Below are 12,935 nucleotides of genomic sequence, written 5' to 3'. Positions count from 1 at the left end.
CGAGCCCCCGATGCGCATCCTCCTGGTCGAAGACGATCCTGACCTGTCCCGTGCCCTGCAATCGGGGCTGGAGCGGCAGGGCGTGGTCGCCGATGTGGTTGGTTGCCTGGCCGAAGCGGCCATCGCGCTGCGCGAACCGGTGCACCAGCTGATGCTGCTCGACCGCCAGTTGCCTGATGGCGATGGCGCTGGCTTCGTTGCCGTTGCGCGGGCCCTGCGTCCGAACCTGGCGGTGATCATGCTGACGGCCAAGGGCACGCTGTCGGACAAGGTCGAGGGCCTGGATGTCGGCGCCGATGACTATCTGGTCAAGCCGGTGGCGATCGAGGAACTGATGGCGCGCATCCGTGCGGTCTCGCGACGGCCCTCGGCAATGGTGACACCACGCTTGCGACTGGGCCGGCTGGAGTTCGATTTCGAATCGCTGCAGGCGCAGGTCGATGGCCAGCTGCTGGCGCTGCCCCGGCGCCAGGTGCTGGTGCTGCAGGCGCTGGCGATGCGGCAGGGGCGTACCGTCACCCGCAGTGCACTGGAGGCGGCGGTGTACGGCTTCGATGACGAGATCCAGTCCAATGCACTGGACGCGCATATCTCCAAGCTGCGCAAGGCGCTGCAACAGGCCGGGGCCGGCGTGGAGATCCATGTGATCCGCGGCGTCGGCTACCTGCTGGCGGAGGCCTGAGATGGCACGCCCGATCCGTTCCATCACCCTGGGCCTGGCCTGGCGCCTGTTCCTTGCGCAGGCGTTCACCGTACTGTTCGCGGTGGTCGCGCTGATCCTGACCTGGGGTGACAAGGACTCCTGGGGCATGGACATGTTCACGGCCGAGGCGGTGGCCAAAGCCGTGCACAGCGAAGGCGGCCGGCTGGAACTGGACCAGGCGCGCTGGGACAAGCTCAATGCCGGGGCCGGCGGCAACCTCTGGTTCGCGGCGGTTGATGACAGGGGCACGTGGCTGGAGCGCGGCACGATTCCTGCGGTCCACGCGCCATTGCTGGCACGCTTGCCGACAGTGGGCGCCACCGAACTGGGTTCACTGGTGCCACCCTATCTGGACGTGGCGCGGGTGATGATCCGCAACGAGGATGGACGCCGCATCACGGTGATGGTCGGTGGTGCTCCGAAGGGTGGGTTGCTGGATGGCGCGCTGATGGTGCTGCGCCTGATCGGCCTGTGGTTCTTCCTGCCGTTGATCGTGATCACGCTGCTGGTGATGCCGACGGTGATCCATCGCGCGATGCGCGGCGTGCGCCGCTCCGCGCAGCAGGCCAAGGAACTGGACATCGGCCAGCCGGGCGCGCGCCTGGATGCGCAGCTGGTGTCCACCGAGGTCGCACCACTGGTGGAAGCGTTCAACGATGCGATCGACAAGGTGCAGCAGGGCTATGCAGCGCGCGACAAGTTCCTCGCCGATGCCGCGCATGAGCTGCGCGTACCGATCGCGGTGGTGCAGGCGCGCCTGTCGCAGCTGCCGCAGGGTGAACTGAAATCGCAGTTGCTGACCGACGTCGCCCGCCTCGGCAACGTGGCTGAGCACCTGCTCGACCTGCAGCGTCTCGATCGCAATGTCGGCGCGCTGCAGCGGCTGGACCTGGCGTTGCTGGTGCGCGAGGCGGCCGCCGATCTGGCGCCGCTGGTGGTCGGCGCCGGTTATGGCTTCGAGGTGGATGCGCCGGAGTCGCCCGTGTGGATCCATGGCGACAGCCTGGCGCTGGGGCGGGTGATCGCCAACCTGGTGCACAACGCCATCGTCCATGGCGGCGGGCGCGGCACGATCTGCGTGCGCCTCGATGCACGCGGCCTGCTGGAGGTCAGCGACCAGGGCGCCGGCATTCCGGTCGGCGACCGCGAAGCGATCTTCGAGCCCTTCCACCGCCTGCGTGCAGCCGGCAGCGGCAGTGGCCTGGGCCTGCACCTGGTGAAGGAAATCGTGCAGCACCACGGTGGCTCGGTCAGCGTTGGCGAAGCGGCTGGCGGCGGCGCCAGCTTCAGAGTCAATTTCCACCGCGGTACCGTACGGCGCTGACAGGCGCACGGGGAAAGGCCCGATAGGCAGCCTGCGGCCTCCAGCGGCAGGCTGGGGAAATGGTTCCCGATCGATCCGCCCCGGCCCTGTTTGGCTTTGGCTGCGCTGCAGGCCTGGTGCTGGGGGCGCTGGCCTGCGTCCAGATGCCGATGTTGCTGCCGCTGTGGCTGAGTGTGCTGATGGCGATCGCCGGCGCCGGCGGCTGGCTGTTGCCCTGGCGCGGCCGTGCCTGGGCCGCGGCCCTGCTCGGCCTGGCCTGGGCAACGGTGCACGGGCACTGGGTCCTGCATGGCCAGCTGCCACCCGGCGCGCCACCGCAGGATGTGCAGGTGCGGGGCCGGGTTGCCGACCTTCCCCAGCAGGGGCCCGGCTACACGCGTTTCGTGCTGCATGTCGAAGATGCCGGCGCGCTGCCATCGCTGCGTGGCAAGCGCCTGCAGGTGACCTGGAACGATCCGTGGCGCGGATCGCCGGCGCACGAGGCGGAGGGCGAGCGCCATGCGGTTCGCGCAGGATCGCATTGGCAGTTGTCGCTGCGCGTGCGCGCGCCACGCTCGCGGATCAATCCCGGCGGCTTCGATGGCGAGCGCCACGCCGTGCTGCGGGGCATCTCCGGCAATGCCTCGGTGCGTGATCCGGCCCGTGCGCGGGAGTGGCTGCCGGCGCAGGGCCTGCAGGCCTGGCGGGAACGCAGCAGTGCGGCGATCGCCGTGCAGGTGGCACATCCTGCCGCGCGGTTCGTGCAGGCGCTGGCACTGGGCGATACCCGTGGCCTGTCCGATGCCGACTGGGAACACCTGCGCGCGCTGGGCCTGACCCATCTGGTCGCCATCTCCGGTTTCCACGTGGGCGTGGTGGCTGGCTTCGGTGTACTGCTGTGCCGCTTGTGGTGGTGGCTGTGCCCGTTGCTGGGACGGTACTGGCCACGGCCGCAGGCCGCCGCATGGGGAGCGGCGCTGGCCGCAGCCACCTATGCCGTGGCGGCGGGTGGTGCGCTGCCGACGGTGCGCGCAGCGCTGATGATCGGGCTGGTCGCACTGGCCAGGGCCGGGCGTCGCCCGGTGGGCGCAGGGCAGGGGCTGGCGTTGGCCGCGATGGTGATGCTGTTGCCTGCGCCGCTGTCGGTGCTCTCGGCTGGATTCTGGCTGAGCTTCGGTGGCGTGCTGTGGCTGCTCTGGTGCCTGCCGAGGACGGGGCCGGAGGGAATCGGTGGCGGGCTGCGCGGGTTCCTTGCCGCGCAGGGTGTTGCCAGCCTTGGGCTGCTGCCGCTGTGCATCGCCTTGTTCGGCGGGACGGCGCGGCTGGGGCCGCTGGTCAACCTGCCGATCATCCCGTGGTGGACAATGCTGGTTGTTCCGCTGTCGCTGCTCGGTACCGGCCTGCACGTGCTGCATGACGGCGCGGGGCGTTGGGCCTGGCGTGCCGCGGCCTGGCTGTTCGAGCTCAGCTGGGAGGCCCTGCAGCCGTTGGCACTGCATCCGCAGGCGATGTGGTGGCTGGCCGAGGCGCCGCGCTGGGCGCTACCCGTGGCCTTGCTGGGCGTGTTCTGGTGGCTGCTGCCGCGCGGCGCCGGCGGTGGCCTGGCGGGCCTGCTGCTGTGCCTGCCGCTGCTGTGGCCGGCCCGGCATGCACCGGCCGCGGGGGAACTGGAGCTGCTGGTGCACGATGTCGGCCAGGGCACGGCGGTGCTGGTGCGCACGGCGCGGCACGCGCTCTGGTACGACGTGGGGCCGCCGACTGGCGGCGAGGGCAACGAACGCATCCTGGTCCCGGCCCTGCGCGCGCTCGGCCAGGGGCCGCCCCGGCAGGTGATGCTCAGCCATGACCACCTGGATCACACCGGCAGCCTGCCCAGCCTGCGACGGCAGTTGCCCGGGCTGCAGCTGCTGGCGCCACCGGGCAGCACCATCGGCGGCGCCACGCCCTGCCAGCAGGGGATGCGCTGGAAGTGGGACGGGGTTGATTTCCAGGTCCTGCACCCGGCGCCGGGCGGCCGGCAAGCCGAAAACGAGGACAGCTGCGTGCTGCGCATCGCCAGCCGTCACGGCGTGGTCCTGCTGCCGGGTGACATCGGTCGACCGGCCGAGGGGGCGCTGCTGCAGGCGTATCCGCACGCGCTGAGGGCGGACGTGGTACTGGTGCCGCACCATGGCAGCGGCGGCAGCTCCAGTGCGCCGTGGGTTGCGGCGGTGGCGCCGCGGCTGGCGGTGGTCTCGGCCGGGCACCGGAACCGCTTCGGCCACCCGCGCCAGGAGGTGGTCCAGCGCTGGCAGGCGCAAGGCGCGGAGGTGCTGGCCACGGCCGACTCCGGGGCGATCCGCGTATGGCTTGGCGCACAAGGCCTGCAGCTGCGTGAACAGCGCATCCATGCATCCCGGTGGTGGGATGCCGCTGGGCGGGCGCGGTCGGCTGCTATCCTATCGCCGATCGAACAAGCGGCCGTTGGGCCGGAGGGTTGAAACGTGTGGGAACTGGTCAAGGCCGGTGGCTGGCCGATGGTGCCGCTGCTGCTGTTGGGCGTACTGGCTTTGGCGATCATCCTGGAGCGTTTCTGGTCCCTTCGGCGGACTGAAGTGCTGCCGCCCGGCCTCGGCCAGGAAGTGCGCAACTGGGCCGCTCGCGGCAAGCTCGACCCGGCCCACCTGCAGACCCTGCGGGCGAACTCGCCGCTGGGCGCGCTGCTGGCTGCCGCTCTGGAAGCCCGCAACCGCCCGCGCGACCAGATCCGCGAGCGCATCGAAGACACCGGCCGCCACCTGGTACACCGCATGGAGCGATTCCTGAACGCACTGGGCACCATTGCCTCGGCCGGCCCGCTGCTGGGCCTGCTCGGCACGGTGATCGGCATGATCCAGATGTTCCTGGGCATCCTCGACCACGGCGTGGGCGACGTGAACCAGCTGGCCGGCGGCATCGGCAAGGCGCTGGTGTGCACCGCCACCGGCATGATCGTGGCGATTCCGGCGCTGATGTTCCATCGCTACTTCAAGGGCCGCATCCACGGCTACGTGGTGGAGATGGAGCAGGAAGCCAGCGCCCTGCTGGATACACTCGACGGCCGCCCCGGGGTGATGAACCCGGCCCCGGCCGCGCGCCAGTCCGGCGCCGCCACGGCGAAGGCCTGATCGATGCGTATCGGCAACGACCGATCCCAGGATGAGCCGCATATCGACCTGGTGCCGCTGATCGACGTCATCCTGGTGCTGATCATCTTCTTCGTGGTCACCACCACCTTCGACGCGCGTTCGACGCTGCAGGTGCAGTTGCCGACCGCCAGCCAGCAGCAGACCAACGAGCCGCCGCGCTCGCTCAGCGTGCTGATCAACGCCGAAGGCCGTTACTTCATCAACGACCAGGAAGTGCTGCGCAGCGACGTAGAGTCGGTCAAGCAGACCATCGCCGCCGTGGCCGGCAGCGATCGCGAGCAGACCGTGCTGCTGCGTGCCGACGCACGCACTCCCTACCAGGCCGTGGTGACCGCGCAGGACGCGCTGGGTCAGCTCGGCTTCCGCCGTATTGCCATTGCAACAGCACCCGAGGTGCGTCCATGAGTTCCAATCACGCGCCGGTGTGGCCGATCTACAAACGTCTGCTGGGGTACACCCGCGCCTATTGGGTGTTCATGGTGGCCGCGGTCATCGCCATGGTGGTCGAAGCCCTGGCGGGCTACCACTTCACCAAGTTGATGGAGCCGCTGGTCAACCGCGGTTTCGTCAACCCGGAACCGCGCATGGCGGTGATCCTGCCGCTGACCATCCTGGGCCTGTTCCTGATGCGCAGCGTCGCCACCTGGGTGAGCGACTACGCGCTGGCCAAGACCGGCCGCAGCGTGGTGCGCGACCTGCGCGAACAGGTGCTGGCCAAGTACCTGCACCTGCCGTCCTCGCATTTTGATACCGAAGCGACGCCGGTGATGGTCAGCCGCCTGAACTTCGATACCGAACAGGTCACTCAGGCCAGTGCCGACGCACTCAAGACCGTGGTGGCCGACACCCTGACCATCATCGCCATGCTGGCGGTAATGCTGCAGATGAGCGTGAAGGTCACCGTGGCGATGCTGGTGGTGGTACCGCTGATCGGCGTGATCGTGTCCTACGTGGGCAAGCGCTACCGCCGCATCAGCCGTGGCATCCAGGATGGTATGGGTTCGATGGCGCAGACCGCCGAACAGTCGCTGGCGGCGCAGCAGGAAGTGAAGGTGCACGGCACCCAGCAGCATGAGATCTCGCGCTACTCGCGCCTGGCCAACCGCATGCTGTCGCTGAACATGAAGGTGGAAGTCACCCGTGCTGCCGCCTCCAGCGTGGTGCAGTTCCTGGCCGCGCTGGCGCTGGCGGTGATTGTCTGGGTGTCGACGCGTGAAGCGCTGGCCGGTCGCCTCAACGCCGGCCAGTTCATGGGCCTGATGACCTCGATGATGGCCATCATTCCTTCGCTGCGCCGCCTGACCAGCGTGCAGACCTCGATCTCGCGCGGCGTGGCCGCCGCAGAGCGCCTGTTCGGCATCCTCGACATGCAGGTCGAGCGTGACGAGGGCCGCAACAGCGTGCAGCGCGTACGCGGCGAACTGGCCTTCGACCACGTCATGCTGCGCTACCGCGAGGACAGCGGCATTGCCCTGGACGACATCAGTTTCGTTGCCAAGCCCGGCACGGTCACCGCCATCGTGGGTCGTTCCGGCAGTGGCAAGACCAGCCTGATCCGGCTGGTGCCGCGCTTCTACGAGCCCAGCGGTGGTGTGATCACCCTCGATGGCGTCGCGCTGGATGACTATCCGTTGGCCGACCTGCGTCGGCAGGTGGCGATGGTCGGACAGAAGGTCATGCTGTTCGATGACACCATCGCGGCCAACATCGCCTATGGCATGGAAGCGAGCGAGGAGCAGATCCGTGCGGCGGCCGAAGCAGCCAATGCGTGGGAGTTCATCGCGCGCATGCCGCAGCAGCTGCAGACCCCTGTCGGCGAGAACGGCGCGCTGCTGTCCGGTGGCCAGCGCCAGCGACTGGCGATCGCCCGCGCGATCCTGCGTGACGCCCCGATCCTGATCCTCGACGAAGCCACTGCCGCGCTGGACAACGAATCCGAGCGACTGGTGCAGGATGCGCTGCAGCGCCTGATGCCCGAACGCACCACGCTGGTCATCGCGCACCGCCTGTCGACCATCGAGCATGCCGATCAGGTGCTGGTGATGGACCACGGCCGCATCGTTGAACGGGGTACCCACAAGGAGCTGCTTGCCATGGGTGGCCTGTACCAGCATCTGCACAGCATGCAGTTCCGCGAAAGGCAGGACTGATGGCTGGCAAGGGTACCCAGACCCCGCCGTACTGGTACGACGGCAGCCCGGTTCCGTGGGCGATGCGCCTGCTGGCGCCGCTGTATGCCGGCGTCACCGCGCTGCGCCGCCGTGCCTACCGGCGTGGATGGCGCAAGCGCTACGCGCTGCCGGTGCCGGTCATCGTGGTTGGCAACATCACCGCCGGCGGCACCGGCAAGACGCCGCTGACCATCGCCCTGGTCGAGCGCTTGCGTGCGGCCGGCTGGAAGCCGGGCGTCGCCAGCCGTGGCTATGGCCGTGAAGACGCTGACAAGCCGCTGTGGGTGCAGGCCGACACGCCGACCGCCAAGGGCGGTGACGAACCGGTGCTGATCGCCTGGAAGACCGGCGTACCGGTGCGCGTGGACGCTGACCGCGTGGCCGCAGGCAAGGCACTGATCCAGGCCGGCTGCGACGTGATCGTCTGCGATGACGGCCTGCAGCACTACCGGCTGGCGCGCGACATCGAGATCGAAGTGGTCGATGCCCAGCGGCGCTACGGCAACGGCCGGATGATTCCCGCCGGCCCGCTGCGCGAGCCGGTCAGCCGTGCCGGCGAATGCGATTTCCGCGTGGTCAACCTGGGCCAGGCCGATGAGGAAAGCGCGGCACAGGCCTGCGGTTTCGGCCAGTGGCCGATGGCCCTGCACATCGACAGTGCGCAGCCGCTGGCCGGTGGCCGCGCGCGCCCGTTGTCGTACTTCAAGGGCCAGCGTGTTCATGCGGTTGCCGGCATCGCCCATCCGCAGCGCTTCTTCGACATGCTGCGCGCGCGTGGCATCGGCGTGGTGCCGCACGCCTTTGCCGACCACCAGGCCTACCAGCCGCAGGACCTGTCCTTCGGCAGCCAGCTGCCGGTGCTGATGACCGAGAAGGATGCGGTGAAATGCCGCGCGTTCGGCAACGATTGGCATTACGCGGTGCCGTTGCGTGCCGAGCTGCCTGCCGCGTTCTGGGTGGCGCTGACCGACCGCCTGGACAAGCTGCGACCGAACTGAGCGGCGCGGCGGCGCTTGCATTCACGTGCCGCCGGCCGCATCCCCGTTGTAACGAGCCTGCCGAGTATTGCCCCATGACCGAATTCGTCGTCGCCATTCCGGCCCGCTATGCCGCCTCGCGGCTGCCGGGCAAGCCGCTGCGCCTGCTGGGTGGTGAGCCGCTGGTGCTGCACGTGGCGCGCCGCGCGCTGCAGGCCGGCGCTGGCGAGGTCTGGGTTGCTACCGACGATCAACGCATCGCCGACGCGCTGTCCGGGCTGGCCGAGGTGAAGGTGGCCATGACCGCCACCTCGCATGCCTCCGGTACCGACCGCCTGGCCGAGTGCGCGCGCATCGCCGGCTGGGCCGACGACACCGTAGTGGTCAACCTGCAGGGGGATGAACCGTTCGCGCCGGCTGCGGGAATCCGTGCGGTGGCCCAGGCGCTGGTTGAAGGCAATGCGCCGATGTCGACCCTGGCGACCACCGTGGAGGATGCAGAAACCCTGTTCGATCCGAACGTGGTCAAGCTGGTGCGCAACGTGCGCAACGAGGCGATGTACTTCAGCCGCGCGCCGATTGCCTGGCACCGCGATGGCTTCGCGCGCAGCCGCGACGTGCTGCCGGAAGGGCATGCCTGGCTGCGCCACATCGGCATCTACGGCTACCGCGCCGGTTTCCTGCAGCAGTTCGCGGCGATGCCCCCGGGTCGGCTGGAGCAGGTCGAATCGCTGGAGCAGCTGCGCGTGCTCGAGTCCGGCTACCCGATCAGCGTGGCGATCTCGCCTGAACCATTCCCGGCGGGCATCGACACGCCCGAGGACCTGGAGCGCGCCGAAGCACTGCTGCAGACGTTGGCTGCCCGATGAAGCTGCTGGTCGTCTGCCTCGGCAACATCTGCCGTTCGCCGATGGCCGAAGGCGCGCTCCGCGCACGCCTGGACGCTTCGCCACTGGCGGGGCGCGTGCAGGTGGATTCGGCCGGCACCGGTGACTGGCATGTGGGCGAGCCGCCGGACCGGCGTGCGATCGCCTGCGCGGCCGGGCACGGCGTGGACATCGGCGGCCTGCGTGCGCGCCAGCTGCACGCCGCTGATTTCGACCGCTTCGACTGGATCCTGTGCGCCGACGAGGCGAACCTGCGGGACGCGGGACGCTTGGTGGCACCCGCCCAGCGTGAGCGGCTGGCGCTGTACCTGCCCTGGTCGGGCGGGGAGGGGCAGGCGGCCATCCCGGATCCCTACACCGGCGGCAGCGATCACTTCGAACAGGTCTGGACGCTGGTCGACAATGCTGCAAAACGTGCAGTGGCACGACTGTTGCATGACGCCGACTCCGGCATAATCGGGCCATGAACGTCCAGCCCGTCCCGGACCTGCCCGAGTTCGCCACCTGGCTCAATGCCGCCCCCTGTACCCTGACCGAACTGCGCGGTCGGCCGGTGGCGCTGTTGTTCGTCAACGCCGCTTCTGCCTGGAGCGCGCAGCGCCTGGCCGAATTCAGTCAATGGCTGTCGCGTCACCCTGGCATGCTGCAGCCGCTGGTCCTGCAGGTACCCCGCTTCGATTTCGAGCGTGACGCCGGCGCCGCACTCAAACTGCTGCGCCGCCAGGGGCTGTCAATGCCGGTCCTGCTCGATGCCGACTGGGATGGCTGGCGTCGCTTCGGCATCACATCGTGGCCGACCGTGGTGCTGCTGGACGCGCAGGGTCGCGAGCAGCAGCGGCTGGTCGGGCTGGGGGCTCCGGGAGAGCTTGAGCGTGCATTGAATGCGCTGTGCCACGGTGCGCCGTCGGCACCGCCGCGCGGCGGTACCGAGCTGCATCCGGAGCCGCGGCAGGCCCTGCGTTTTCCGCTGGGCCTGGCGGTCAGCACCGAACGCCTGTACATCGCCGACAGTGGCCATCACCGCATCCTCGAATGCAGCCACGGCGGCCGCATCCTGCGCCAGTTCGGGCTGGGGACGGCCGATTTCATGGACGGCAACCTCGCCGAAGCGGCGTTCCATCGCCCGCAGGCGCTGGTGCTGGAGCGCGACGCGCTGTACGTGGCCGACACCGGCAACCATGCCGTGCGCCGCATCAACCTGCTGACCGGCATCGTCGACACGCTGTGCGGCAATGGCCGCCCCGGTGCGCCGGTGGAGGGCCCGGTAGCACAGGCGCGGCAGGTCTCGCTGGACCACCCGGTCGGCCTCGCCATCGCCGATAACCAGCTGCACATCGCCATGGCCGGCGACAACCGCATCTGGAGCTACCACCTGGGTCAGCGCAGCCTGCAGTGGCGCGCCGGCAGCGGTGCCATCGACGAGCGTGACGGCAGCGGCCACCTGGCTGCCTTTGCCCAACCGACTGCGCTGGCCGTGGTGCAGCAGGTGCTGTACGTGGCCGATGCGCTGGGCTCCTCGATCCGTGCACTGCAGCTGCGCGGGGATCTGGTGCAGACGCTGGTCGGGCAGGGCCCCTGGCGTTTCGGTGACGAAGATGGCCCGCGCGCGCAGGCCAGCCTGCAGTTCCCACAGGCGATCGCGCTGAGTCCGGATGCGCCGCTGCTATGGATTGCCGATACCGGCAATGGCCGCCTGCGCACGCTGCGCCTGGGCGGTGGCGAACTGACCACCCAGCCGCTGCCGCGCCGCCTGCACGGCCCGGCCGGGTTGGCCGTGGGTGCCGGTGCGGTGTGGATCGCCGAGACCGACGCCCACGCCATACTGCGATTCGACCCCGAAAGCGGCGTGCTCAGCGAAGTGCCGATCAGCGAATGACCGACGTTCCCGCCCCGGCCTTCGACGGCAAGGCCTTCGCGGCCCAGCTCAGTACCGCCCCCGGTGTGTACCGCATGTACGCGGCCGACGACACCCTGCTGTATGTCGGCAAGGCGCGTGCGCTGCGCAACCGTGTCGGCAGCTATTTCAACGGCAGCCCGAAGAATGCGCGGATCATGTCGATGATCTCGCAGATCGTGCGCATGGACGTGACGGTGACGCGCTCGGAAGCCGAGGCGCTGCTGCTGGAAAACCAGCTGATCAAGTCGCTGTCGCCGCGTTACAACGTCTCGCTGCGCGACGACAAGACCTACCCGCATGTGCTGCTGACCCGCGAGGACTGGCCGCGCATCGCGCTGCATCGCGGCCCGCGCGCCATTCCCGGCCGCTACTTCGGGCCGTATCCCGGCGTCACTGCGGTGCGCGAAACGCTGAACCTGATGCACAAGCTGTTCAAGCTGCGCAGCTGCGAGGACAGCGTGTTCCGCAACCGTTCGCGACCGTGCCTGCAGTACCAGATCGGGCGTTGCAGCGCGCCCTGCGTGGAGCTGGTGGCGCCTGCCGAGTACGCCGAATCGGTACGTCGCGCTGCATTGTTCCTGGAAGGCAAGAGCGACGAACTGACCCGCGAGCTGGGCGAGCAGATGCAGGCCGCCAGCGAGGCACTGGAATTCGAGCAGGCCGCGCGCCTGCGTGACCTGATTTCCTCGCTGCGCAGCATGCAGACCCGCCAGTACGTGGATGGCCGTGCTGCCGACCTGGACGTGCTGGCGGTGGCCATGCAGGGCTCGCAGGCCTGCGTGCTGCTGCTGGCCTTCCGTGATGGCCGCAACCTCGGCACCCGCCCGTTCTTCCCGCGCACCAATGGTGAAGAAAGCCCGGAGGAAGTGCTGGCCGCGTTTGTCTCGCAGTACTACATCGAATTCGAGCCGCCGCGCGAGATCCTGCTGGACCGCGAGATCCCCGACGCCGACCTGCTGGTCGCCGCGCTGTCGGCCTCGGCCGAGCGCAAGGTGCAGCTGAAGTGGAACGTGCGCGGCGAGCGCGCCGGCTACGTGGAACTGGCCAGCCGCAACGCGCAGCTGACCCTGGCCACCGAACTCAACAGCCGCAACGCGCAGCATGCGCGCAGCGACGCACTGCGCGAGATGCTGGGCCTGGCCGAGCCGGTCAAGCGGGTCGAGTGTTTCGATATCAGCCACACCCTGGGCGAGGCTACCGTGGCCTCGTGCGTGGTGTTCGACGCTGCCGGTCCGGTGCGCGCGCAGTATCGCCGCTTCAACATCAGCGGCATCGAGCCGGGCGATGACTACGCCGCCATGCGCCAGGCCATCGACCGCCGCTTCCGCCGTGCGGTGGAAGAGCAGGGCGTGCTGCCGGACGTGCTGCTGATCGACGGCGGCGCCGGGCAGCTGGCGCAGGCCCAGGCCGCACTGGCCGACCTGGGCGTGGAAGGTGTGCTGCTGGTGGGCGTGGCCAAGGGCGTGGAGCGGCGCGCTGGCCATGAAGCGCTGGTGATGCCCGACGGCCGCGAGCTGCGCCCCGGCGCGGCCAACCCGGCGCTGCAGTTCATCCAGCAGGTGCGCGACGAGGCGCACCGCTTCGCCATCACCGGCCACCGCGGCCGCCGGCAGAAGGCGCGGATGACCAGCAAGCTGGAGGACATTCCCGGTATCGGGCCGCGCCGCCGCGCCAGCCTGCTCAAGCATTTCGGCGGCCTGGTGGGCCTGAAAGCCGCTGGCGAAGCGGAAATCGCCAAGGTGGAAGGCATCAATGACGCCCTCGCGGCACGTATCTACGCTAACCTGCACGGGTTGGCCACGCCTGATGCGGCCGAGTAGAGAGAGAAGC

At 69.3% G+C, this 12,935-nt stretch carries 11 protein-coding genes; all 11 read left to right on the top strand.

The annotated features are described in order from the left end of the window. Positions 1-10: 10 nt before the first annotated feature. The 11 genes from H4O10_RS02310 (at position 11) to uvrC (ending at position 12,925) form a co-directional block, all read left to right on the top strand. Positions 11-682: a response regulator transcription factor gene (locus H4O10_RS02310; RefSeq protein WP_005408870.1), complete on the top strand. Its 672-nt coding sequence runs from the start codon at positions 11-13 to the stop codon at positions 680-682. 1 nt (position 683) lies between these two features. Further along, on the top strand, positions 684-2,027 hold the full coding sequence (locus tag H4O10_RS02305; RefSeq protein ID WP_049397611.1) for a HAMP domain-containing sensor histidine kinase: 1,344 nt from the start codon (positions 684-686) through the stop codon (positions 2,025-2,027). Positions 2,028-2,086: 59 nt separating this feature from the next. Continuing rightward, positions 2,087-4,486, top strand: a complete 2,400-nt coding sequence (locus H4O10_RS02300) for a DNA internalization-related competence protein ComEC/Rec2 (RefSeq protein ID WP_049417678.1) — start codon at positions 2,087-2,089, stop codon at positions 4,484-4,486. A 3-nt stretch (positions 4,487-4,489) separates the two neighbouring features. After that, positions 4,490-5,152 (top strand): MotA/TolQ/ExbB proton channel family protein, encoded by a 663-nt coding sequence (locus H4O10_RS02295; RefSeq protein ID WP_005412819.1) that lies wholly within the window; start codon positions 4,490-4,492, stop codon positions 5,150-5,152. Between the two features lie 3 nt (positions 5,153-5,155). Continuing rightward, a complete protein-coding gene (locus tag H4O10_RS02290) occupies positions 5,156-5,578 on the top strand; it encodes a biopolymer transporter ExbD (RefSeq protein ID WP_004152323.1) in 423 nt (140 codons plus the stop codon). Then, complete coding sequence (gene msbA, locus H4O10_RS02285) at positions 5,575-7,323, top strand: lipid A export permease/ATP-binding protein MsbA (protein WP_005412820.1); 1,749 nt, start codon at positions 5,575-5,577, stop codon at positions 7,321-7,323. The genes H4O10_RS02290 and msbA overlap by 4 nt, the downstream gene beginning before the upstream one ends. Continuing rightward, positions 7,323-8,342 carry a tetraacyldisaccharide 4'-kinase gene (lpxK, locus tag H4O10_RS02280; RefSeq protein WP_049397614.1) on the top strand — a complete coding sequence of 340 codons (1,020 nt, stop codon included), beginning with the start codon at positions 7,323-7,325 and terminating at the stop codon, positions 8,340-8,342. The genes msbA and lpxK overlap by 1 nt, the downstream gene beginning before the upstream one ends. A 74-nt stretch (positions 8,343-8,416) precedes the next feature. Continuing rightward, positions 8,417-9,190 (top strand): 3-deoxy-manno-octulosonate cytidylyltransferase, encoded by a 774-nt coding sequence (kdsB, locus tag H4O10_RS02275; RefSeq protein WP_049397615.1) that lies wholly within the window; start codon positions 8,417-8,419, stop codon positions 9,188-9,190. Then, the gene (locus tag H4O10_RS02270; protein WP_005408877.1) at positions 9,187-9,675 is read left to right on the top strand and encodes a low molecular weight protein-tyrosine-phosphatase; all 489 of its coding nucleotides are present in this window, start codon (positions 9,187-9,189) and stop codon (positions 9,673-9,675) included. Before kdsB ends, H4O10_RS02270 begins: the two co-directional genes overlap by 4 nt. Continuing rightward, positions 9,672-11,084, top strand: a complete 1,413-nt coding sequence (locus H4O10_RS02265; RefSeq protein WP_005408878.1) for a hypothetical protein — start codon at positions 9,672-9,674, stop codon at positions 11,082-11,084. The genes H4O10_RS02270 and H4O10_RS02265 overlap by 4 nt, the downstream gene beginning before the upstream one ends. Further along, positions 11,081-12,925: an excinuclease ABC subunit UvrC gene (uvrC, locus tag H4O10_RS02260; RefSeq protein ID WP_005408879.1), complete on the top strand. Its 1,845-nt coding sequence runs from the start codon at positions 11,081-11,083 to the stop codon at positions 12,923-12,925. Before H4O10_RS02265 ends, uvrC begins: the two co-directional genes overlap by 4 nt. Positions 12,926-12,935 lie beyond the last annotated feature (10 nt).

Source organism: Stenotrophomonas sp. I18B00994, assembly GCF_014145825.1.
Taxonomy (GTDB): domain Bacteria; phylum Pseudomonadota; class Gammaproteobacteria; order Xanthomonadales; family Xanthomonadaceae; genus Stenotrophomonas; species Stenotrophomonas maltophilia.
Note: the sequence above shows the minus strand (reverse complement) of the source record. Positions and strands in the feature narration are given on the sequence as shown.

Bases quoted from the DNA above. Each gene is read 5' to 3' on its own strand.
- H4O10_RS02310 (WP_005408870.1), top strand. From the start codon at position 11: ATGCGCATCCTCCTGGTCGAAGACGATCCTGACCTGTCCCGTGCCCTG.
- H4O10_RS02305 (WP_049397611.1), top strand. From the start codon at position 684: ATGGCACGCCCGATCCGTTCCATCACCCTGGGCCTGGCCTGGCGCCTG.
- H4O10_RS02300 (WP_049417678.1), top strand. From the start codon at position 2,087: ATGGTTCCCGATCGATCCGCCCCGGCCCTGTTTGGCTTTGGCTGCGCT.
- H4O10_RS02290 (WP_004152323.1), top strand. From the start codon at position 5,156: ATGCGTATCGGCAACGACCGATCCCAGGATGAGCCGCATATCGACCTG.
- msbA (WP_005412820.1), top strand. From the start codon at position 5,575: ATGAGTTCCAATCACGCGCCGGTGTGGCCGATCTACAAACGTCTGCTG.
- lpxK (WP_049397614.1), top strand. From the start codon at position 7,323: ATGGCTGGCAAGGGTACCCAGACCCCGCCGTACTGGTACGACGGCAGC.
- kdsB (WP_049397615.1), top strand. From the start codon at position 8,417: ATGACCGAATTCGTCGTCGCCATTCCGGCCCGCTATGCCGCCTCGCGG.
- H4O10_RS02270 (WP_005408877.1), top strand. From the start codon at position 9,187: ATGAAGCTGCTGGTCGTCTGCCTCGGCAACATCTGCCGTTCGCCGATG.
- H4O10_RS02265 (WP_005408878.1), top strand. From the start codon at position 9,672: ATGAACGTCCAGCCCGTCCCGGACCTGCCCGAGTTCGCCACCTGGCTC.
- uvrC (WP_005408879.1), top strand. From the start codon at position 11,081: ATGACCGACGTTCCCGCCCCGGCCTTCGACGGCAAGGCCTTCGCGGCC.